We start from the raw sequence: 18,344 nt of genomic DNA on the forward strand, positions 1-18,344 counted from the left end.
GCAAGCCTAGCTGCTCGCCAAAGGCAGCCTGACCTCAACCACCAGGCCGCCGGTCGCGCCATCCCCGAGGGCGACGCGGCCGCCGGTATTTTCGACGACCTCGCGCACGATGGCGAGGCCAAGGCCGCTGCCTTCCTCGGTCGATCCGGCAACACGGTAGAAGCGCTCGAAAACATGGTCTCGCTCGTCCACTGGGATGCCGGGCCCGTCGTCGGTGACAGTCAGCACGGCTTCGTCCTCAACGGCCGCCAGCTTCACCGTGATGCTGCCGCCGGCCGGCGAATAGCGCAGTGCGTTGTCGACAAGGTTGACGATCATCTCGCGCAACATGGTGCCGTCGCCGATCACCGGCACGGGTCCGGCCTCCTCGAGGCCGAGATCGATGTGGTGACCGATTGCTGTCGGCGCCTGCGTTTCCAGCACATGGCGGGCGGCTTCGGTCAGGTCGACGCGGTCGGCGCGCGGCCGCCGGCTGCCCGGCTCGGCGCGCGACAAGGTCAGGAGCTGTTCGGCCAGCCGCGCCAGTCTGCCGGAGCTTGCCTGCAGCGCCACCAACGCTTCCTGGCGCGCGTCGGGGACGGTTTCGCGCAGCGCGTAGCTCGCCTGCGTTGACAGCAACGCCAACGGCGTGCGCAGCTGGTGCGCCGCATTGGCGATGAAGCGCCGCTGCGCCGCCATCTGCGCCCGCACCCGCTCCATATAGGCGTTCAGCGCATCGATGAGCGGGCGGATCTCGCTTTGCGCGCCAGGAACCTCGACCGGGTCGAGGTCGCTGCGGCTTGGCGACCGCACGGCGTCGCGCAGCCTGATCAGCGGTGCCAGGCCGCGACGCAGGCCCAACAGCACGAAGATGCCGGCAATAGCCACCAGCGCCAGTTGCTGGGCGAAAGCGTTGAACCACAAATGCCGCACCATCGCATCGTGCCCGGCAAGCGTGACGCCAACGGTAACCGATATCGGCGAGTCGTCTCCGGCGCCGACCACGGTGTGGCTGAAAGTAAGCAGCCGCAGCCGGTGGTCGCGATAGGTGGCCTCGATGCTTGGGTGCTTTGGCGCTTCCGGCAGGTCGGGATAGCCGGTCAGCAGCCGCCCTTTGGCAGTCTTGACATGGTAGTAGACACTGTCGCGATCGCCGGTATCGAACATCTCGATCGCCGCCGGCGGTATCGAGGTATCGAGCACGCCGTCTGTCATGGCGACCTGCTCCGCGATGGTCCGTGCCGAACCCAACAACATCCGGTCCGTGACCAGGTCGGCGGTGGCCAGCGCGTTGCCATGGCTGGTCCACAGATTGATGGTGGCGAGCCCGGCGAGCGGCAACACCACCCAGGCCAGCAACTGCAAACGGAGGCTGCTAATCCTCATGGCGCAAGAGATAGCCGAGGCCACGCAAGGTGGCGATCTGGACGCGCGACCCTTCAAGCTTCTTGCGCACACGGTGCACATAGATCTCGATGGCGCTGGGGTCGGCATCGGTCTCGAAATCGTAGATCGCCGCCGACAGTGCCGCCTTGCTTACCGTGCGTCCGGCCTTGACCATCAGTTGTTCCAGCACCGCATGTTCGCGCGGTGTCAGCGCCAGCGTCTCGCCGGCCAGCGAAAACAGCCGCGTGTTGGTGTCGAAGACGAGATCGCCGCAGGCAACCACAGGCGCGGTGCGGTCATTGGCGCGGCGCAGTTGTGCGCGGATTCGCGCCTCCAGTTCCTCGATCTGGAACGGCTTGGCCAGATAGTCGTCGGCGCCTTCATTGAGGCCTTTGACCCGGCCGTCGAGACTGGCGTTGGCGGTCAGCACGATCACCGGGACCCGGTTGCCGCGCGCTCGCAGCGTGCGCAGCACTTCCAGGCCGCCCATACGCGGCAATGCCAGGTCGAGGATGACAAGCGCGTGGCCGCCGGCGGCCAGCGCGTGCTCGACATCCTCGCCGTCATGGACGACGTCGACGACATAGTTCGCCTGGCGCAGGGTCTTGCCCAGCCAGTCGGCCAGTTCGAGATTGTCTTCGACAAGCAGCAGCCGCATTTCTATCGCTGTCTCACTATCCGCCGCCTTCAGTCTTTCACCGCCTCGAGCCTGATCAGCCGCGGCATCCGACAATGCCGACTGAATGAGCGACAGTATCGATTTCAACGCAAGGTAAATGCGGTCTTGCGGCTGATGACAACGGTTTTTTCGGACAGGATCGGCTTATTTCGGCGCCGAAATCGAACTGAACGGATCGGCTTGCGCGCAAGCGCCACAGTCGATCGAACCGCCCGGTTCAATTTATGTTGACGGACCGTGATGAGATGGTGAACGCCGGCTCGGCGGACGAGCATACAGTCGGCCGAGCGCGTCTATTAACTATTTGATATTGATAAAGAAAATTCTTGCCGCTTCAGCTACTGGCTTCGTTTCAAGGTCTGGATTCGGAGTGCGGAGGAACATCTTCGTGATTGGAAGTCGGCGAACGGAAAACCCATTTCGGTGTGGTCCGAGCGACGCGAAATTCCTCCCAAGGGCACGCCACTAGACGGACTGAACTGAGAACTACTGGAAGTTAAGAAAATGACCAAGATCGCTCTTACCGCCGCCGCCATGCTCGTTGCCACGGGCACCGCTTTTGCCAGCAGCGACCATTATGGCGCCGACAATGTCAACCAGCCGGCCGTGTCCGCGCCCGCTGGTAGAATAGACCACAGCTTCACGGCTTCGATCCGTAGGCCGGTCGAGCACCACGGCTTCCGGCTGACGCCCGATTCGAACCAGCCGGAATCCGGCCAGGGCATCTGGGGCCGGTAAGCCGGCGTCTGTCCGGATCCTCCCAAACCAGAACCATCAACCTTCATTCAGGAGTATTTGAAATGACCAAGATAGCGCTCACCGCCGCCGCCATCCTCGTTGCCACCGGCACCGCCTTCGCCAGCAGCGACAACTATGGCTCAAGCAACGTCAACCAGCCGGTTGCCAGCCACTCGGTTTCCAACATGGACACCATGCACACCGGCTCGATCCTGAAGTCCGAAAAGGCCCAGGCTGACGCCAATGCGAACGTGCCGCCTCAGTCTGGCCAGGGCATCTGGGGCCGCTGATCCACGACGCAGACCTTCACTACAAAGAGCGGTGGGCCTGGCCCGCCGCTCTTGTTTTTTGCGCACAAGGGATAGCCGTCAGCTAGTGCATGTCGCCCAAAAGCGGCCCGGTTTTTGGGCAACGACATGCTTAAAAACAAAGACTTAAGCGCGCCGCCTGAATCCGTTTCAACGCGACGCGCTTTAGGCCCGCGCTGGGCCAACCGACCTTCCCAGTCGGCAAAAAAGTTCAGCCTCAAGGAATAAAACCGCACTGCCTGGGGTCTTGTCCTTAGCGGAACCGTCCTCCCAAGACGCCGCCCAACCCAAGAACCAGGAGACTTGAAAATGAACAGGATTGCCCTCGCCGCCACCGCCATCCTCGTTGCCACCGGCAGCGCTTTCGCCGCCAGCGACCACTATGGCTCCGACAATGCCAACCAGACGGTTGCCCCGGTTGCCGGCGTCGATCATGCCGTTACCGGCGCGGTCAACAACACGGATATGGCTGGGTACAAGGCTGCCGATACCAAGACGAAAGCCACAATCGACTTGCCCGAATCTGGCCAGGGCATCTGGGGCAACTGATGTCCGCGGCGGTGCGGTGGCCGGCCGCGCCTGCCCGGCACCGGGTTCTAGCCTACATCCCTCGGTCGCAGACAGTGAGTGAGCCGGGCCGAGGACAGGCCCGACCAATCTCCCTCGAAGACGAAGCGCGCAAGGGCTGCAGTGGGGAACTTTTCCTCGAGCCTCTTGCGCGCCTTGGCCTCCGACTCCGGCGAGGCAAGCTGGTTTGCCAGATCGTCCAGCCCCGGATTGTGGCCAACCACCAGCAAGCTTCTGCTAGAAGCGTCGGCCTGCCGCAACTGGCTCAGAATATCCGCTGCCGACGCATCATAGAGCACATCGGCGAAGGTGACCCGCGTGTGCGCAGGCAACTCCGCCGCAACCAGCCGCCAGGTGTCGCGGGTTCGCAGCGCCGTCGACACCAGTGCCAGGTCCGGCAGCCAGTCGCGCGCCGCAAGCTCGCGCCCCATCAGCTTGGCGGCCTTCAACCCGCGCCCGGCGAGCGGCCGATCGAAATCAGCGAGACCCGGATCGTCCCAGCTCGACTTGGCGTGGCGAAGCAGGAGAAGCTGTTTCATCCCCATCTATCCGGCTTAGGGGGTTATCCGCGCCAATTGCTCGAGGTCGGCTTCCTCGCGCAGTGGGTCGGGCGCCATCACCACCGAGGTGGCATTGTCGGCATCGTCGGCAAAGTGGGCCAGCACAGTACGGCCGGCTGCCATGCGCGCCTTGCCCTCTGCGACCAGCCCAAGCGCCAGCGGATAGAGCTGGTGCTCGGCCTTCAGCACACGGGCGGCCAGTGCATCCGCGCTGTCGCCGACCATCACTGGCACGGCCGCCTGCGCGATGATCGGGCCGTCGTCCATTTCGGACGTGACGAAATGAACCGTGCAGCCGTGGATGCGCATGCCGGCGGCCAGCGCGCGCGCATGGGTGTCGAGCCCCTTGAACGCCGGCAGCAGGGCAGGGTGGATGTTGATCATGCGGCCCTGCCATTTCTGGACGAAACCGGGGGTGAGGATGCGCATGTAGCCGGCCAGCGCGACGATCTCGGCATTGAATGCTGCAAGTGCCGCATCGATCGCCGCGTCATGCGCCTGCTTGCTACCATGGTTGGCGCGGGGAATGATCTGTGTGGCGATACCGCGCGCCTTGGCGACACCAAGGCCGGCGGCGTCGGCCTTGTCGGAAATGACGCCGACGATCTCGGCGGGGAAGGCCGGGTCGCTGGCCGCCGCGATCAGCGCGGTCATGTTGGAGCCGCGCCCCGAGATCAGGACAACGGTGCGTTTCCTCTGCGCGCTCATAGGCCGATCGAGCCCCGGTAGATGACGCCGGCATCGCGGCGCGGCACGATGCGGCCGATCGGCGTCACTGTCTCACCGGCTTCCTGCAGCACGGCGGCGACCTGCGCTGCCTGGCCGGAAGCGACCGCCAAAATCATGCCGATGCCGCAATTGAAGGTGCGCATCATCTCTTCCGGCGCGACACCGCCGGTCCTGGCCAGCCACGAGAACACCGCGGGGACGTCGATCGCCTCGAGGTCGAGCTCGGCCGAAAAATCCTTGGGCAGCACGCGTGGAATGTTTTCGGGGAAGCCGCCGCCGGTGATGTGGGCCAGCGCCTTGATGCCATGCGTGCCGCGTATGGCCTTGAGAATCGACTTGACGTAGATGCGGGTCGGCTCGAGCAGCGCCTCGGCCAACGTCGCCTCGTCATTGAACGGCGCCGGATCGCTCCAGGCGAGCCCGCTGACGCCGACGATGCGGCGCACCAGCGAAAATCCGTTCGAATGCAGGCCCGAGGAGGCGAGCCCAAGCAGCACATCGCCTTCGACGATGTCGTCGGTCGGCAACAGCTGGCCGCGTTCGGCCGCGCCCACCGCAAAGCCGGCGAGGTCGTAGTCGTTGCCGTGATACATGCCGGGCATTTCCGCCGTCTCGCCGCCGATCAGCGCGCAGCCCGCCTGCCGGCAGCCCGCGGCAATGCCGCCGACGATCGCGGCACCCTGGTCGGGATCGAGCTTGCCGGTGGCGAAATAGTCGAGGAAGAACAGCGGTTCGGCACCTTGCACGACGAGGTCGTTGACGCACATGGCGACGAGATCGATGCCGATCGTGTCGTGCTTGCCGGCATCGATGGCGATCTTGAGCTTGGTGCCGACGCCGTCATTGGCGGCGACCAGCACCGGATCGGTGAAACCGGCCGCCTTGAGGTCGAACAGGCCACCAAAGCCGCCGATCTCGCCGTCGGCGCCCGGCCTGCGTGTGGCGCGCACCAGCGGCTTGATCTTCTCGACCATCAGATTGCCGGCATCGATATCGACGCCAGCCTCGGCATAGGTGAGCCCGTTCTTGCGCTTGCTCATTTCTGGCGCTTGCTCATCGTTGTTTCGTTTGCGGGCTCTTCGCATGAACGGCTTCGCCCCGCAAGGATGACGGTGGGATGCCGAAGTTTTGCCCCGATAAAAAACGTGGAGAGCGGGTTTTTCGGCGGCGGTAGCGCCCCTTGTGTGAAATCCCCGCTGTCCTTGCTTTTTATCGGAGGCAAACCCCGTACCTCCGTCTGCGCCTTCACCCCTTTGCATCCTTGTGTCTGTCTGTTGTTGGTGCTCTGTTGCTTCGCATCAGGCATCCGGGGACAGGCCATGCCCAATCCGTCGCAACAGATCATGAGACTAGGCTTTGGATTCGCCGTGTCACAGGCGCTGCGCGTAATTATCGAACTCGGCATCCCCGATCTCCTGGCTGTTAGCGAGCAGTCGGTGGATAAACTAGCGGCTGCCACTCAGTCGGATGCTGACGCGCTTTATCGTGTAATGCGACTTCTCGCGCCGGAAGGCGTCTTTAGGGAAGTACTGCCCCGTCATTTCGAATTGACGGAGGTTGGCGCCGTGCTGCGCTCCGATAAGTCGGGTCCCCGTGACTTCGTCCGCATGATCAATAGTGAGGCCTATCTTGCCTTCGAGCAGCTCCTGCATTCTGTCCGCACCGGAAAGCCAGCCTTCGAAAAGGTGTTCGGGAGCCCAAGGTTTGACTGGCTGTCGGAACACCCGGAGCAGGCTGCCTTGTTTCAGCGTGCAATGGTCGCCTTGAGCCAAGGCAGTAACGAGGCCGTTGCCGAAGCTTGTGACTTCAGGCCGTTCACACGGATCGTCGACGTTGGCGGCGGGCATGGTCAGCTTCTCTCGGCGATCCTTGCCCGTAACCCCCATTTGAGCGGCGTGCTTTTCGATCTGCCTTCGGGTGTCGCGGCAGCACGCCAGGGTGCCGGAGGCGACCTGCCGCGCACTGACTTTATCGAAGGTGATTTCTTTGAAAGCGTTCCCACCGGTGACGTCTACGTCATCAAGAAGGTCGTTCACGACTGGGACGATGGGCGTGCCGCGGAGATCCTGCGAAATTGCCGCAAGGCAATGTTGCCGAACGGAAAGGTGCTTGTGGCCGAGACCCTCGTGCCGCCAGGTGACGAACCGAACCAGATCAAGGGTATCGACGTGGTCATGCTCGCCGTCACTGGCGGCCTGGAGAGGACGCAGGTCCAATATGCAAGCTTGTTCGACGCCGCTGGGCTACGCCTTGAGCGAGTGATTCAGACCCGAGGACCCATTTCCATCCTTGAGGCGTCTGCAGCCTAACCAGAGAATATCAATGTGCGCAGTCGCGGTGCCTCGCCGTCCAGCTACCTTTGCTATGTGTGACGCTTCTCGCTTGCGATCCCCTCCGTCTCCCATCATCTATCAGCATGCAAACCCGACAGGCGCGCATTTGACCATCCCCAACCTGATCACCATCCTACGCTTGGTTCTGGTGCCAGCGGTGGTGCTGGCGATGCTGCAGGCGCGCTGGGACTGGGCTTTTGCCGGTTTCCTCGTGGCCGGAATTTCCGACGGCGTCGACGGCTTCATCGCCCGTCGTTTCAATCAGCAGTCCAGGCTCGGCGCCTATCTCGATCCGATTGCCGACAAGCTGCTACTGGTTTCGGTCTTCGTCGTCCTGGGCTTCATCGGACAATTGCCGCTGTGGCTGGTCGTCACCATGGTGTCGCGCGACGCGCTGATCGTCTGCGCCGTTGTGTTGTCGTCGGTCATGGCCCATCCAGTCGAGATGAAGCCGCTTTTCGTGTCGAAGGCCAACACCGCTAGCCAGATCGTGCTGGCGGCGGTTGTGCTGGGCGAACTTGCCCTTGCCGTTCACCTCGACCCTCTGCGGCCAGCCCTCATATTGCTGTCCGGGGTCTTGACCGTGGCTTCGGCCGCGGCCTATCTCGTGGCTTGGCTGAGGCATATGAGCGGCTATGGCGAAGGCTCCAATCCGGGCATCTGAGAGAGAAGCGGCAGTTGAGAGAGAGGCTGCGGTGATCGAGGCTGCGGCTGCCGATCTCGCCGCATCATCCACCTTCCGCCGGCAGATATTCTTCTGGCTGGCCGGCGCGGCCGTGCTCGCACTTTTCCTCTATGTCTTCAGTGCCATCTTGTTGCCCTTCGTTGCTGGCATGGTGCTTGCCTATTTCCTCGATCCGGTCGCCGACCGGTTGCAGCGGCTCGGCCTGTCACGCTTCATGGCGACGGTGGTCATCCTAATCACCTTCCTCATCGTGCTGGTGCTGGCCTTCGTCGTCCTCATTCCCGTGCTGGCGACGCAGATGGCCGATTTCGCCGGCAAATTGCCGGAATATCTGACCCGGCTGCAAAGTCTGATCACGTCATATGATCCGAAATGGCTAGAACAGAAATTCGGCGTCAACGCCAATAGCTTGCGCGACGGGCTGAATTCGCTGCTGACCTCCGGCTTCGGCCTGCTCACCACGGTCTTCACCTCAATCTGGAGTTCCGGCGTGGCGCTGGTCTCGGTGGTCAGCCTGTTCGTGGTGACGCCGGTGGTTGCCTTCTACATGCTGCTCGACTGGGACCGCATGGTTGCGGTCATCGACAGCTGGGTGCCGCGCGACAATGTCGCGACGGTGCGCGCTATCGCCAAGGACATCAACACCGCAACAGCCGGCTTCGTGCGCGGCCAGGGCACGCTGTGCCTGGTGCTGGGCGCCATGTACGCCACCGGGCTGACGCTGACCGGGCTGAATTTCGGCATTCTTATCGGCCTGTTCGCCGGGCTGATCTCCTTCATCCCCTATGTCGGCTCGCTCACCGGACTGGTGTTGGCCGTCGGCGTCGCCTTCGTCCAGTTCTGGCCGGACTGGACGATGATCGTCGGCGTCGCAGTGGTGTTTTTCATCGGCCAGTTCATCGAGGGTAACATCCTGCAGCCACGGCTGGTCGGCAAGAGCGTCGGCCTGCATCCGGTATGGCTGATGTTCTCGCTGTTTGCCTTCGGCGCGCTGTTCGGGTTCGTCGGCCTGCTGATTGCCGTGCCGGCTTCGGCGGCAGTTGCCGTGCTGGTGCGGTTTGCCATAGCCCGTTATCTGGAATCGCCGCTCTACAAGGGCCACGGCAGCATTGCGCCGGAGCTCCCGGCCGATCGGCGCAAGGCCATCAAGCCATGATTCGGCCGGTGACCAGGTTCCTTGCCGGGCCGCATGGCTGAGCCCGTATGAGCGACCAGAAAGCCGACCCGCCGCGCCAATTGCCACTCGATCTCGGCCACGGCACCGGCTATTCGCGCGACGACCTCGTCGTCTCCGGCACCAATGCGCAAGCGGTGGCCTTGGTCGACCGCTGGCCGGACTGGCCCTCGCCGGTGGTGGTGCTGGCCGGTCCCGCCGGCTCCGGCAAGACGCATCTGGCCTCGATCTGGCGCGCGCGCGTCAACGCGGTGGCGGTCGACGCCAGGCGTATCGGTGACAGCATCGCCAATATCGGCCCCCGGCCGGCACTGATCGACGATGTCGATGCCGGCGCGGTGGACGAGCAAGGCCTGTTCCATCTGATCAATGCGGTGCGTGGTGCGGGCTCGACGCTGTTGTTGACGGCGCGCCGCTTTCCCTCGGCTTGGGGTGTTGCGCTGCCTGATCTGGCCTCGCGGCTGAAGGCTGCGGCGACGGTCGAGATCCATGAGCCCGACGACGTCCTGCTCGCCGGCGTCATCACCAAGCTGTTCGCCGACCGCCAGGTCGAGGTCGAGCCGCATGTCGTGCAGTATCTGGTCCGCCGCATCGAGCGCTCGCTGGCGACCGCGATGCGTGTGGTGGAACGGCTGGACCGCACAGCGCTCGAGCGCAAGACACCGATCACGCGGGCATTGGCGGCCGAAACCGTCAGCGCCATGGACGAGGGGCAGGGTGAGTTCGAGATATAGGATTTCCCAGTGGGCCAAGTCCCATAACCGGAATCGGCGCAACGTACTGTCCATTGCGCCAAAGGCGCCGACCTTGCATGTCGATGAGAGGATGGTCGGAGTGGAGAGATTCGAACTCCCGACCCTCTGGTCCCAAACCAGATGCGCTACCAGGCTGCGCTACACTCCGAACGGTCTGTTGCCTATTCATTTCGGTGTTGCATGGCAAGTGCAAAAACCTTGCCGTGTTGCGCATTGCGCAGTAATGACGACGCAGGGTGGCGATGCTGCCTTGCACAATAACGAGGTGGCCATGTCCGCGCGCATTTTCAGCCCAGCCAAAACCGCGATGCAGTCCGGCAAGGCCAAGACCGGCCATTGGGTGCTGGAATTCGACCCCGAGATGCGCAAGAAGATCGACCCCTTGATGGGCTACACCACGTCGGGAGACATGAGGAGCCAGATCAGGCTCACCTTCGATACGAGGGAAGAAGCGGTGGCCTACGCCGAAAAGGAAGGGTTCGCCTTCCGCGTCGAGGAGCCGAAAGAGACCAAGCGCCGCCAGATTTCCTATGCGGAGAATTTCCGCTATGACCGCAGGACGCCCTGGACGCATTGACCGGCGGCCAGCGTCAAGTATTCAGCCGGCCCGGCGGCCGGCCAGCGGTCCCGTAGCTCAGCTGGATAGAGCACCGGCCTTCTAAGCCGATGGTCACAGGTTCGAATCCTGTCGGGATCGCCAATAAACCCTTGAAATGATTACTCAATTAGGCTCACGATAATCAGGGTGCTAGGCTGATATTGTGCCGTGTCAGCACGGTGTCAGCGCCGTCAGCAAAAAAGCCCGCCACCGGTGCCAATTGCGGTGCCAATTCTTTCCGTGCGACATGGACGCGTCATAAGAAGGGTAACCATGCCGAGGCAAATCTCCATAAAAAACTCTGTGGTAGAACTTGCCTCAGTTGGCATTTTTGGTGCGATGGTGGGAGCGGCCATATGCGCCTATATTGCTGATACGGGTGTTTCAATCGCCGAGTACGCAACCCTGTTGAGCGGATTTGGTGGTGCGGTCTTAGGATCTGCAATGAGCGCATTTGTGGCCTTGGTGTTGGCGCGACAAACGTCCAAGGAAACGCTGCAGCGCGACACGAATGCGAGGGTGGCGCAAGAGCATTCACTTGCTCTTAGATTGATGGTGAAATCCTCGTTGATTTTGAGCGATGCCATTGCCATCAAGAAGGCGATTGACGAATCTCTTTCAGCCGCAAACGACGCTCGTTTGACCTCAAGGCCGCTATGGGTTCGCGTCCTGCCGATCGTCGGCAGTTATCAGATCTATGACGTGGAGGCCGAGGAGTTGGCGCCCCTTATCGCCGCCAAGAACAGCGATCTGATGCATGTCGCCGTCACCCTTTTCATGCAGCACAGAAATTTGGTTGAGATTGTTAAGGTCTATTCCGATAAGCGCGATCGGGTCAAAGACATCATCACAAACCATATCGGGGTGAGCGCAGGCATAGTTACCTCTGGCATGACCCAGGAGGACGTGTCGCGCATGGTGCCCGTGGAACTCGAGCTTGAAAGCCTAGTCGGCGGTATCCGGTCAATGCTTCCGGGTCTGATCGAGATGGGCGAGAAGGTGACATTTGGCATCGGGCCGGCGATGCGAAAGTTCTATGGAACTGACGATTTCTCGATTTTTGTCCCTATGGCGACAGACAAGCCCGCCGTTTCAAAATGAAAGCCCGCCACCGTGAGGCAGCGGGCATCACGCGGTTTACCGTTTTCAATTCGGCGAACAATCACTACTATCCGAACTATGAGACGCCATCTTCTTCTCGCCGGTTTGGTGATGCTGTTCGGATGGACCGCAAGCGCACAGCAGATGCCCTGTCCCTTCGAATACCCGGACACTCCGGTCAATCGGTCTCGCGGTGTGGTCGGGTGCACGCTTCAATGCGACCAAAAGCTCACTTGTCCGGGCCAGCAGCCGGCGGAGCCACAGAAGACTGCGCCGGCGAAGGCGTTGCCACCATCGCCGGCCCAGCCCAGCAAGCCCACCGGTGAGAGCGGAGCATGCCCCGAGGGGAAATACTGGAATCCGAAGAGGAAAACTTGCGTCTCTTGTGCGGCGGGCGCCTCGTGGGATGCCAAGCGCTCGGCCTGCTCCTGTGGGGCGGGGCAGTTCGTCGATCCGAAAACTCGACGCTGCGTGAGCTGCCCGGAGAATTGGGGTTGGGGAAAAGGGGCCTGCGTGTGCACGCGCAGCTTGAAGTCCACGTTGGCCGGAAAGTCCTGCTCGCCCAAGCGCCCTGTCTGCATGACCGGCAGTTCCTGGGATGCCGCCAACAAACATTGTGTGGCCGTGCAGCTGCAGAAGCCGAAAGCGTCGCTTGAGATGGAATTCGCTGCGGCACCCGACGGGTGAAGTGGGCAAAGGGCTGGGCAAATTGAAAAGCCCGCCACCGAAGCAGCGGGCCAATGGGTCGGTCGGAACCTTATTGAATACAAGAGCCCGGAGGATAGTGCTCGGGGTCGTAGTGCCACGACGAGACGAGCATGAAATCGTCGCCGGTGTGGACAGGGATCATGCCGAAGTTGTTGCGGTAAGCGTGGTGGAACGGCACGACGATCATGTCGTTGCTCGGCTCTGTCGCTGCTGATAGCGGGTCGAAGGCGCGTCGTTGATAGAACGGCGCCGTCATATCCCGCTCTCCACCAGCGTTTCCTGCGACGCCAGATCGTCGGGCCACATGATGCGTTCGCCATAGATATCCACGCAAGGCTCGTCGTCGCCACCTTCCTCGTCGTCGCAGTTGTCCTGCTCCAGATCATCGAGGCAGCCTAGCGATGGCTCGTCGTCTGCCGTATCCTCCAGGTCGCAATCAACCTCCATAAGATCCAGTGCCGTAATGAGCGACATGGCGCGGTCCAGAAGGTCGTTGAGGCGCTTCTCGACTGACTGGCGCCATTGTTGCGGGTTCATCCCCTTCGGCATCCCCAAGGGCTTCAGCATGGCCGCGCTCATGATGGTGACCTTTGGCCGATAAACACGAAGGGGAGTTCATGGTTGATGAAGACGTAGTATTCGCTGTCACCATGGATCGCCTTCATTGCGGCAACGATAGAAGCGATATCCCGGTCGATCTGTCGTGACGCCTCTGCCATTTGGTCGGCGATCTCGCCGATAATGACGCGACCTGAAAATCTTCCAAGGGAGGCAGCGGGCATAGCTTCGCCGGCCGCCGGAACACACGTGTTCGGCATTTGGAATTCCCCTTCAGTTGTGATACTTACACTTGTGAAATTAGCACAAGGATTGTGAGTTGTGAAGCCTGCACAAGTGAGGATGGCTAGAGCGGCGTTGAACTGGTCCTTGGCTGACCTTTCGAAGGCTGCCGGAATTCACCGCAACACGATCTCGAATTTCGAGACAGGCAAGTATGGCGGTTCGGAAGATGCCCTGGCTGCGATCGAGAAGGCTCTCGAATCTGCCGGCGTCGAGTTCATCCCCGAGAATGGTGGCGGTGCCGGGGTGAGGCTGAGGAAGGGTGGCGGCATAGATAGCGGCGGCTAGTTGGGGACGATGGCAAAGAAGAGTTCCAGGCAAACTGGCGTGGAGCACGCAAATATCAATTTGACGAGGAAACGCGTCGGAAGCAGGCCGCGCTCGATCGCAAGTTCCCCGAGCCTGATCCCGCTCACTTGCCACAGCCAAGCGAGCCCATCCCGAGTACCGAAGCAGCAACGCACCAGAATACCGAAGCACCAGCGCGCCCACCAAAGTCGCGACCGAGACGGCGCGGTATCTCCATCGCCACGATGCTTCTACTCGTGACCGTCGCCTCGATTGCGGGCTACGTCACAGTGCTGCTTTTCGAGGGGCAACATATTGTTTGGCCGGCGCCGCCGCAGACGACGGACGCGCAGCCCTAGACCAGCGCGCCAGAACCTTCCTTGCCCTCGGAGGTGCCCCTCCCACCGAACCGGCCGCGTACTCGCTGAAATCGTCAAGCGCGCCCTTGCGGGGACGAAGCTCGCGCGCGATGCTGCGGACCATGATCGGGAGTCCGTTGTGTTGGCCACGAAAAGTCCGTCGATCGCCTTTCTTGCCGGGATGGCAGTTTGTTGTGCCACGAGCGTCGCCGAGGCTCGGCCCGACACGCGCACGATGAGCTGCGAGCAGCTTCAGCAGTTGATCCAGAGCCGGCACGCTGTGGTGCTGACCACCGGCCCCAACACATATGACCGCTATGTGCGCCAGTTCGGCAATGAGTGCGACTGGCCCGACGTGCCGATGTCCGCCGCCGTTCCAACCCGCGACGGCCAATGCCGCGTCTATCACTGTGAGGAACCGAGCTACAATCTACTGGTGCGATAACGCCATGAAGGTGGGGATCCACAGAATCGCGGTTTCGATCTATATTGCCGGCATGGACGCGATCTTCGATGACCTGTCGAACGCCATCAGGGAGCCCGTGGGGATGCCTGGAGCGCTGTCCGCGCCTTCGCCCTAGACTTTGCCGGCAAGCTGCTCATGGGCGTTGCTATCGGCCTTGGTGTCGGTATTGGAATGGCGATCGCCGGGTAGCCAGCCTGGGAGAATTTTGTTTTTAGCACGGCGCCGTTGCGCCGAAGCCAGCGCGCGGTCCCTACAAGAAGCTGCCGAAATAGGCGAATAGGTAAGGCTTTAAGCACTCGCTAACCTAAGAACACTTCCCGCCCGTTACATGACCCTAAGGCCAGCTTGAATGTGCCACGGCGTTGCGCGACTGTCGCCGCGAGGGGAGTGTGAGCAATGCAACGCAAGGGAAAGGCGCGGCCCTTCGTACCGACTGAAATCCACGTCGGCACCATCACGGACAATGCGGGTGTGATTGGGGTTCTCTCAATTCACACAACCGAAGGTCTGTTAGATATTGCGCTGGACGTTCAGTCAGCCAACGCCATCGTGAGCGCTATTCATCAAATCCGGTCAAAGCTGGAGCCGAACGGCCCCCAGATTTCAAACTGAGACACTACCTGTTTGCGAGAAGATGGACGCCGTCGCGCCGAAGCCGGGGTGGCACGCCCATATAGAAAGCTTTGGAGAACTGACGAGCGGGCATGTCCAGTCGGAAATACATAGATATGATCGCCGATCAGACACCAGAGTTGCGCCATACGCTCCGCGACTTCGCCGCTCAATGGGCCCCCTCTGCATTTCCATCAACAATTGCCGCCGCAGAATTGGCGGAGACCTTGATATCGAATCTGGGGAAGACCCCAGAGAACGTTGTCAAAGGCGTTTTCCAATTATGCGAAGAGGGCTTGCGAGAGAGCTCGGCCAAAGACAATGCTGACATTGCTACCTTTCTTGAGGCCTTACAGAACGCCGCTGACCGGGGTGACTTCGATTTCGCTACGATTGTCGAGTTTCTGGGGCCAGCCTCTAAAGAATATTGCAGAGGCATGGACCGCTTTTATGGATCGACAACTGCGGGCCTCTAGCCCCAAATTTCAAACTGAGACACTACCCATCGCTGCGAGACATAGCCGACTAAGCGGGAACGGCGTATAAGCCGAAACCGAAGCTAAGCATCGCGAGCAACAACAACAACATCGCGATGACGCCGACGCCACACGCGAGACCTAGCCAGAAATACAGTTCGCCCCTCATGCCGCTACACTAGCGCCGGCAATGGTGAGCCGAGAAAGTACGTAACTGTTACAGATATTGCGGCACGCTTTTTGTCAGCAAAGGGAAGCGGTACAAAACCGGCCTTCTAAGCCGATGGTCACAGGTTCGAATCCTGTCGGGATCGCCAATAATTTCAGAGGCTTGTACCGTTTATCCTGATCAGGGCCGCTAAATCTGCCATCTCGCGACTGCCAGCGCCACCACCTTGTGCAACAAGGAGTTGTGCCTGGGTTCGGCGCAGCGATCCGGAATTATTTCGTGATCCAGCGGGGTTGGAACCATAGCTCCCACCACGCGTTCGGGGCCTTGTATTCGCGGTGCCTCATAAAAAGGCAATGTGTGGGCCGACGAATGGGTGGGGTAAAACAAGCGCGGGTTGGGGGAGGAGAAGCCAGGTTATGTCGAAACGTGAGATTGGAACGTCCCCCGCGTTGGGGCGGCGTATCGCTGAACTCAAGGCCAGAATGCAGGATGCCGAAATTTCCGACCATGAGATGAAAACGTTTCACAAGGTCGCCGCCATCATGGGGGCAGGCGACGGCTCCCTACGACTGGATGCCGACGACTTGATCGCGGCATCGTTCGTTGCCGAGGCGCTGGGTGGACCAGCGCCCAACCGCTGACATTCAGGAGTCCTGCACGAAGTCCAGCAGAGCGACGGTTTTCACCGCGGGAGCGAGCACGGCTGCCGTCGGTGGCCGTTGCGTTGTCGTGTCTGCCGGTATCGAATTGGAAGGAAAGTCTTATCAATTTGTTTGCGTTGCTGCGTCATAGTAGCCGCGGCTAACGGAGTGGAACGCGATGAGGCTCGATCTGTCGCCGACGAGCTGGGGCAGGGTTATCGCTGTCACGGCAGCCGGTACGGCATTCTTCATCGCCGTGGCGTTCTTTGTTGATTCCTTCAATTTCCCCTATCTTTCACCCGAGGCACTGTGGCGGGCGCAACTGACCGATCTGATGTTGCCTTTGGTGCTGGGCGGCTCATTTCTGTTTTTCCTGATGTGGAAGATCCGCCAGCTGGCCATCGCCCAGCGTGATCTCAGCATCGTTGCCGCGACCGACAGCCTGACGGCGGTGCTGAACCGCGGCGCCTTCTCGATGCTGGTCGAAGCCTATCTCGAGCAGACCCGCAAGCAGGAGCAGGCCCATTCTGGGGCGCTGCTGATCATCGATGCTGACCATTTCAAGTCGATCAACGACCGGCACGGACATGACTGCGGAGACCAGGCGCTCAAGCTGATCGCGCAGGCGATCAAAGGCCAGCTGCGCGGCGGCGACATCGTTGGCCGCATCGGTGGCGAAGAGTTCGGCGTATTTCTGCCTGGCGTCGATCCCTCGCATTCATGGGTGGTTGCCGAAAGCATTCGCCGGCGCATCCGTGAGATGGACTTCTCTCCGGGCGGGCGGCCATGCCCATTGTCCGTCAGCATCGGCGGCACAAGCTTTACCGGGCCGACAACCTTCGAAGAGATTTTCGTGGCTGCCGACAGGCGGCTTTACGCGGCCAAATCGAACGGGCGCGATCAAGTCAGCTTCGATCCGTCAGGGGCTTCCCTGGTGCCCAGCGGCGCCATCGTGCATTGACAGCAAGCGTGGTCATCGCAAGCTTGAACCGTCGCGTCCTGTCACGGTTGGGCACGAAAAAGCTCGGGCACAGCACGCTGATTTGAGTAAGCGTCGCGCGGCGGTGCTTTCGCTTTGCTGACATCGCGCTAGAAAACGTTACTGCTTTCCTGAGTTCTCCAAGCGTCCGGTCCGGTCCAGTCACCGCCTTTCTCAATGCCGGCGAACGAATGGCGGGACGGTTCAGGCAAGATCAGCGCGGCAACTATGATTCATCTGTTCAATGGCTTTCAGAACCGTTTTGGCGGCAGTGACCTCGAAACCCTGGAACTGTACCGGCTGTTGAGCGCCGACTCGGATGTGCGTCTGTGGGCAACGTCCTCCAGGGTGTCCGGCGAGTTGATGCGACAATTTCCAATTCGGCGCATCTCGCTGCCAAGGTGGAATGTGCCGGACGGCGGTACCTACGTCTTCCTCGGCACGCATTGGCGCAACAAAATGTGGCCCTATCTGATTCCGCGACCGCGCCGGCTGATCTATGTCTTCAATACCTTTCACCCGAAGGTCATCGCGCTGACGACGCGTATGCCCCGTAGGCTCAACTGGCCCGACGCCGAACTGGTGCTGATTTCCGATTTTCAAAAGCGCATGCTGCGGGTCGATGGCGTCGTGCATCCGTCGCCGATCGATATCGAACGTTTTTCACCAAAACCGGTCAAGCCCGGTCGTCCGTTCACGCTGGGACGATTGAGCCGCGACACCCCGGACAAACATCATGCGGACGATGTGCCGCTTTACGAAGCGTTGCTGGCGGATGGCGCCGCGTTGCGGATTCAGGGCGGGATGCCGCTCAAGGACAGGCTCAAACCGCATCCACAACTCGAACTCCTTCCGCAAGGCCGGTTTGCGGCCGAAGAGTTCCTGCCGACGCTCGACGTGTTCTACTATCGCACCGGCTCGCATGTGGAGACGTTCGGCCGGGTGGTGTTCGAAGCGATGGCCTGTGGTTTGCCTGTGGTCTGCCATTCGCATGGCGGCTATGCCGACCATATCAGGCATGGCGAAAACGGTTTCCTGTTCGAGACGACGCAACAGGCGCGGCAGATCCTGGCCGACCTCAAAGCCGATCCGGAGCTGCGGGCGACGGTGGGTCGCGAGGCGCGGCGGACCGTTGAGCAGCTGTTTTCTTCGCAGGCGCTTCGACGGCGGCTGGATTTCTATCTGCATTAGCGGCACATCGTCCCCTGGGC

At 61.3% G+C, this 18,344-nt stretch carries 25 protein-coding genes and 3 tRNA genes; 18 read left to right on the plus strand and 10 right to left on the minus strand.

What is annotated here, in order from left to right:
• Window positions 1–6: 6 nt before the first annotated feature.
• Both AC1DYW_RS12415 and AC1DYW_RS12420 read right to left on the minus strand, forming a co-directional pair.
• Window positions 7–1,365, minus strand: coding sequence for a sensor histidine kinase (locus AC1DYW_RS12415; protein ID WP_477226314.1), 1,359 nt, complete (start codon window positions 1,363–1,365; stop codon window positions 7–9).
• Window positions 1,355–2,023 carry a response regulator gene (locus AC1DYW_RS12420; protein WP_477226315.1) on the minus strand — a complete coding sequence of 223 codons (669 nt, stop codon included), beginning with the start codon at window positions 2,021–2,023 and terminating at the stop codon, window positions 1,355–1,357. The genes AC1DYW_RS12415 and AC1DYW_RS12420 overlap by 11 nt, the downstream gene beginning before the upstream one ends.
• A gap of 525 nt (window positions 2,024–2,548) precedes the next feature.
• Between AC1DYW_RS12420 and AC1DYW_RS12425 the strand changes: the two genes are divergently transcribed.
• The 3 genes from AC1DYW_RS12425 to AC1DYW_RS12435 all read left to right on the plus strand — a co-directional run bounded on the left by AC1DYW_RS12425 (window position 2,549) and on the right by AC1DYW_RS12435 (window position 3,639).
• On the plus strand, window positions 2,549–2,782 hold the full coding sequence (locus AC1DYW_RS12425) for a DUF680 domain-containing protein (protein WP_477226316.1): 234 nt from the start codon (window positions 2,549–2,551) through the stop codon (window positions 2,780–2,782).
• A 62-nt stretch (window positions 2,783–2,844) separates the two neighbouring features.
• Entirely contained in the window at window positions 2,845–3,072 is a 228-nt protein-coding gene (locus AC1DYW_RS12430; protein WP_095086233.1) for a DUF680 domain-containing protein, read from the plus strand.
• 327 nt (window positions 3,073–3,399) lie between these two features.
• Window positions 3,400–3,639 carry a DUF680 domain-containing protein gene (locus AC1DYW_RS12435; RefSeq protein ID WP_457153225.1) on the plus strand — a complete coding sequence of 80 codons (240 nt, stop codon included), beginning with the start codon at window positions 3,400–3,402 and terminating at the stop codon, window positions 3,637–3,639.
• Between the two features lie 47 nt (window positions 3,640–3,686).
• On the opposite strand, the gene AC1DYW_RS12440 is transcribed toward AC1DYW_RS12435, so the two are convergent.
• From AC1DYW_RS12440 to purM, 3 genes are read right to left on the minus strand one after another with little or no spacing between them, the layout of a single operon-like run.
• Complete coding sequence (locus AC1DYW_RS12440) at window positions 3,687–4,196, minus strand: SixA phosphatase family protein (RefSeq protein WP_457153224.1); 510 nt, start codon at window positions 4,194–4,196, stop codon at window positions 3,687–3,689.
• A gap of 15 nt (window positions 4,197–4,211) precedes the next feature.
• The gene (gene purN / locus AC1DYW_RS12445; protein WP_457153223.1) at window positions 4,212–4,925 is read right to left on the minus strand and encodes a phosphoribosylglycinamide formyltransferase; all 714 of its coding nucleotides are present in this window, start codon (window positions 4,923–4,925) and stop codon (window positions 4,212–4,214) included.
• A complete protein-coding gene (gene purM, locus AC1DYW_RS12450) occupies window positions 4,922–5,986 on the minus strand; it encodes a phosphoribosylformylglycinamidine cyclo-ligase (protein ID WP_457153222.1) in 1,065 nt (354 codons plus the stop codon). The genes purN and purM overlap by 4 nt, the downstream gene beginning before the upstream one ends.
• Before the next feature lie 279 nt (window positions 5,987–6,265).
• Between purM and AC1DYW_RS12455 the strand changes: the two genes are divergently transcribed.
• The 4 genes from AC1DYW_RS12455 (at window position 6,266) to hdaA (ending at window position 9,872) form a co-directional block, all read left to right on the plus strand.
• Window positions 6,266–7,255: a methyltransferase gene (locus tag AC1DYW_RS12455; protein ID WP_477226317.1), complete on the plus strand. Its 990-nt coding sequence runs from the start codon at window positions 6,266–6,268 to the stop codon at window positions 7,253–7,255.
• A gap of 130 nt (window positions 7,256–7,385) precedes the next feature.
• Window positions 7,386–7,943, plus strand: a complete 558-nt coding sequence (locus AC1DYW_RS12460; protein WP_477226318.1) for a CDP-alcohol phosphatidyltransferase family protein — start codon at window positions 7,386–7,388, stop codon at window positions 7,941–7,943.
• Window positions 7,915–9,120 (plus strand): AI-2E family transporter, encoded by a 1,206-nt coding sequence (locus tag AC1DYW_RS12465; RefSeq protein WP_477226319.1) that lies wholly within the window; start codon window positions 7,915–7,917, stop codon window positions 9,118–9,120. Before AC1DYW_RS12460 ends, AC1DYW_RS12465 begins: the two co-directional genes overlap by 29 nt.
• Before the next feature lie 47 nt (window positions 9,121–9,167).
• Window positions 9,168–9,872: a DnaA regulatory inactivator HdaA gene (gene hdaA / locus AC1DYW_RS12470; protein WP_477226320.1), complete on the plus strand. Its 705-nt coding sequence runs from the start codon at window positions 9,168–9,170 to the stop codon at window positions 9,870–9,872.
• 92 nt (window positions 9,873–9,964) lie between these two features.
• Here hdaA and AC1DYW_RS12475 read toward each other — a convergent pair.
• Window positions 9,965–10,041, minus strand: a tRNA-Pro gene (locus AC1DYW_RS12475).
• A 123-nt stretch (window positions 10,042–10,164) separates the two neighbouring features.
• Between AC1DYW_RS12475 and AC1DYW_RS12480 the strand changes: the two genes are divergently transcribed.
• The 3 genes from AC1DYW_RS12480 (at window position 10,165) to AC1DYW_RS12490 (ending at window position 11,592) form a co-directional block, all read left to right on the plus strand.
• On the plus strand, window positions 10,165–10,470 hold the full coding sequence (locus tag AC1DYW_RS12480) for an ETC complex I subunit (RefSeq protein ID WP_095086744.1): 306 nt from the start codon (window positions 10,165–10,167) through the stop codon (window positions 10,468–10,470).
• 46 nt (window positions 10,471–10,516) lie between these two features.
• A tRNA-Arg gene (locus AC1DYW_RS12485) sits at window positions 10,517–10,593 on the plus strand.
• A 171-nt stretch (window positions 10,594–10,764) separates the two neighbouring features.
• On the plus strand, window positions 10,765–11,592 hold the full coding sequence (locus AC1DYW_RS12490) for a hypothetical protein (protein ID WP_477226321.1): 828 nt from the start codon (window positions 10,765–10,767) through the stop codon (window positions 11,590–11,592).
• Between the two features lie 212 nt (window positions 11,593–11,804).
• Here AC1DYW_RS12490 and AC1DYW_RS12495 read toward each other — a convergent pair whose 3' ends face one another.
• The 4 genes from AC1DYW_RS12495 to AC1DYW_RS12510 form a co-directional block, all read right to left on the minus strand.
• Complete coding sequence (locus AC1DYW_RS12495; RefSeq protein WP_477226322.1) at window positions 11,805–12,173, minus strand: hypothetical protein; 369 nt, start codon at window positions 12,171–12,173, stop codon at window positions 11,805–11,807.
• 176 nt (window positions 12,174–12,349) lie between these two features.
• Complete coding sequence (locus AC1DYW_RS12500) at window positions 12,350–12,556, minus strand: hypothetical protein (RefSeq protein ID WP_477226323.1); 207 nt, start codon at window positions 12,554–12,556, stop codon at window positions 12,350–12,352.
• Window positions 12,553–12,879 carry a hypothetical protein gene (locus AC1DYW_RS12505; protein WP_477226324.1) on the minus strand — a complete coding sequence of 109 codons (327 nt, stop codon included), beginning with the start codon at window positions 12,877–12,879 and terminating at the stop codon, window positions 12,553–12,555. Before AC1DYW_RS12505 ends, AC1DYW_RS12500 begins: the two co-directional genes overlap by 4 nt.
• Entirely contained in the window at window positions 12,876–13,118 is a 243-nt protein-coding gene (locus AC1DYW_RS12510; protein ID WP_477226325.1) for a hypothetical protein, read from the minus strand. Before AC1DYW_RS12510 ends, AC1DYW_RS12505 begins: the two co-directional genes overlap by 4 nt.
• 82 nt (window positions 13,119–13,200) lie before the next feature.
• On the opposite strand from AC1DYW_RS12510, the gene AC1DYW_RS12515 reads away from it, so the two are divergent.
• The 8 genes from AC1DYW_RS12515 to AC1DYW_RS12550 all read left to right on the plus strand — a co-directional run bounded on the left by AC1DYW_RS12515 (window position 13,201) and on the right by AC1DYW_RS12550 (window position 18,324).
• Entirely contained in the window at window positions 13,201–13,428 is a 228-nt protein-coding gene (locus AC1DYW_RS12515) for a helix-turn-helix domain-containing protein (protein WP_457155618.1), read from the plus strand.
• A 540-nt stretch (window positions 13,429–13,968) separates the two neighbouring features.
• On the plus strand, window positions 13,969–14,232 hold the full coding sequence (locus AC1DYW_RS12520; protein ID WP_457155651.1) for a hypothetical protein: 264 nt from the start codon (window positions 13,969–13,971) through the stop codon (window positions 14,230–14,232).
• A gap of 417 nt (window positions 14,233–14,649) precedes the next feature.
• Window positions 14,650–14,865 (plus strand): hypothetical protein, encoded by a 216-nt coding sequence (locus tag AC1DYW_RS12525; protein WP_457155688.1) that lies wholly within the window; start codon window positions 14,650–14,652, stop codon window positions 14,863–14,865.
• A 116-nt stretch (window positions 14,866–14,981) separates the two neighbouring features.
• On the plus strand, window positions 14,982–15,341 hold the full coding sequence (locus tag AC1DYW_RS12530; RefSeq protein ID WP_457155689.1) for a DUF7674 family protein: 360 nt from the start codon (window positions 14,982–14,984) through the stop codon (window positions 15,339–15,341).
• A gap of 252 nt (window positions 15,342–15,593) precedes the next feature.
• Window positions 15,594–15,658 (plus strand) — tRNA-Ser (locus tag AC1DYW_RS12535).
• Window positions 15,659–15,929: 271 nt separating this feature from the next.
• Window positions 15,930–16,154: a hypothetical protein gene (locus AC1DYW_RS12540; protein ID WP_095086203.1), complete on the plus strand. Its 225-nt coding sequence runs from the start codon at window positions 15,930–15,932 to the stop codon at window positions 16,152–16,154.
• Window positions 16,155–16,332: 178 nt separating this feature from the next.
• Window positions 16,333–17,115 carry a GGDEF domain-containing protein gene (locus tag AC1DYW_RS12545; protein WP_477226326.1) on the plus strand — a complete coding sequence of 261 codons (783 nt, stop codon included), beginning with the start codon at window positions 16,333–16,335 and terminating at the stop codon, window positions 17,113–17,115.
• 195 nt (window positions 17,116–17,310) lie between these two features.
• Window positions 17,311–18,324, plus strand: a complete 1,014-nt coding sequence (locus AC1DYW_RS12550; protein ID WP_457152942.1) for a glycosyltransferase family 4 protein — start codon at window positions 17,311–17,313, stop codon at window positions 18,322–18,324.
• Window positions 18,325–18,344 lie beyond the last annotated feature (20 nt).

The organism is Mesorhizobium sp. P2_D5, assembly GCF_056404355.1.

Bases quoted from the DNA above. Each gene is read 5' to 3' on its own strand.
- AC1DYW_RS12415 (WP_477226314.1), bottom strand. From the start codon at position 1,365: ATGAGGATTAGCAGCCTCCGTTTGCAGTTGCTGGCCTGGGTGGTGTTG.
- AC1DYW_RS12420 (WP_477226315.1), bottom strand. From the start codon at position 2,023: ATGCGGCTGCTGCTTGTCGAAGACAATCTCGAACTGGCCGACTGGCTG.
- AC1DYW_RS12425 (WP_477226316.1), top strand. From the start codon at position 2,549: ATGACCAAGATCGCTCTTACCGCCGCCGCCATGCTCGTTGCCACGGGC.
- AC1DYW_RS12430 (WP_095086233.1), top strand. From the start codon at position 2,845: ATGACCAAGATAGCGCTCACCGCCGCCGCCATCCTCGTTGCCACCGGC.
- AC1DYW_RS12435 (WP_457153225.1), top strand. From the start codon at position 3,400: ATGAACAGGATTGCCCTCGCCGCCACCGCCATCCTCGTTGCCACCGGC.
- AC1DYW_RS12440 (WP_457153224.1), bottom strand. From the start codon at position 4,196: ATGAAACAGCTTCTCCTGCTTCGCCACGCCAAGTCGAGCTGGGACGAT.
- purN (WP_457153223.1), bottom strand. From the start codon at position 4,925: ATGAGCGCGCAGAGGAAACGCACCGTTGTCCTGATCTCGGGGCGCGGC.
- purM (WP_457153222.1), bottom strand. From the start codon at position 5,986: ATGAGCAAGCGCAAGAACGGGCTCACCTATGCCGAGGCTGGCGTCGAT.
- AC1DYW_RS12455 (WP_477226317.1), top strand. From the start codon at position 6,266: ATGCCCAATCCGTCGCAACAGATCATGAGACTAGGCTTTGGATTCGCC.
- AC1DYW_RS12465 (WP_477226319.1), top strand. From the start codon at position 7,915: ATGGCGAAGGCTCCAATCCGGGCATCTGAGAGAGAAGCGGCAGTTGAG.
- hdaA (WP_477226320.1), top strand. From the start codon at position 9,168: ATGAGCGACCAGAAAGCCGACCCGCCGCGCCAATTGCCACTCGATCTC.
- AC1DYW_RS12480 (WP_095086744.1), top strand. From the start codon at position 10,165: ATGTCCGCGCGCATTTTCAGCCCAGCCAAAACCGCGATGCAGTCCGGC.
- AC1DYW_RS12490 (WP_477226321.1), top strand. From the start codon at position 10,765: ATGCCGAGGCAAATCTCCATAAAAAACTCTGTGGTAGAACTTGCCTCA.
- AC1DYW_RS12495 (WP_477226322.1), bottom strand. From the start codon at position 12,173: ATGCAGACAGGGCGCTTGGGCGAGCAGGACTTTCCGGCCAACGTGGAC.
- AC1DYW_RS12500 (WP_477226323.1), bottom strand. From the start codon at position 12,556: ATGACGGCGCCGTTCTATCAACGACGCGCCTTCGACCCGCTATCAGCA.
- AC1DYW_RS12505 (WP_477226324.1), bottom strand. From the start codon at position 12,879: ATGAGCGCGGCCATGCTGAAGCCCTTGGGGATGCCGAAGGGGATGAAC.
- AC1DYW_RS12510 (WP_477226325.1), bottom strand. From the start codon at position 13,118: ATGCCGAACACGTGTGTTCCGGCGGCCGGCGAAGCTATGCCCGCTGCC.
- AC1DYW_RS12515 (WP_457155618.1), top strand. From the start codon at position 13,201: ATGGCTAGAGCGGCGTTGAACTGGTCCTTGGCTGACCTTTCGAAGGCT.
- AC1DYW_RS12520 (WP_457155651.1), top strand. From the start codon at position 13,969: ATGGCAGTTTGTTGTGCCACGAGCGTCGCCGAGGCTCGGCCCGACACG.
- AC1DYW_RS12525 (WP_457155688.1), top strand. From the start codon at position 14,650: ATGCAACGCAAGGGAAAGGCGCGGCCCTTCGTACCGACTGAAATCCAC.
- AC1DYW_RS12530 (WP_457155689.1), top strand. From the start codon at position 14,982: ATGATCGCCGATCAGACACCAGAGTTGCGCCATACGCTCCGCGACTTC.
- AC1DYW_RS12540 (WP_095086203.1), top strand. From the start codon at position 15,930: ATGTCGAAACGTGAGATTGGAACGTCCCCCGCGTTGGGGCGGCGTATC.
- AC1DYW_RS12545 (WP_477226326.1), top strand. From the start codon at position 16,333: ATGAGGCTCGATCTGTCGCCGACGAGCTGGGGCAGGGTTATCGCTGTC.
- AC1DYW_RS12550 (WP_457152942.1), top strand. From the start codon at position 17,311: ATGCCGGCGAACGAATGGCGGGACGGTTCAGGCAAGATCAGCGCGGCA.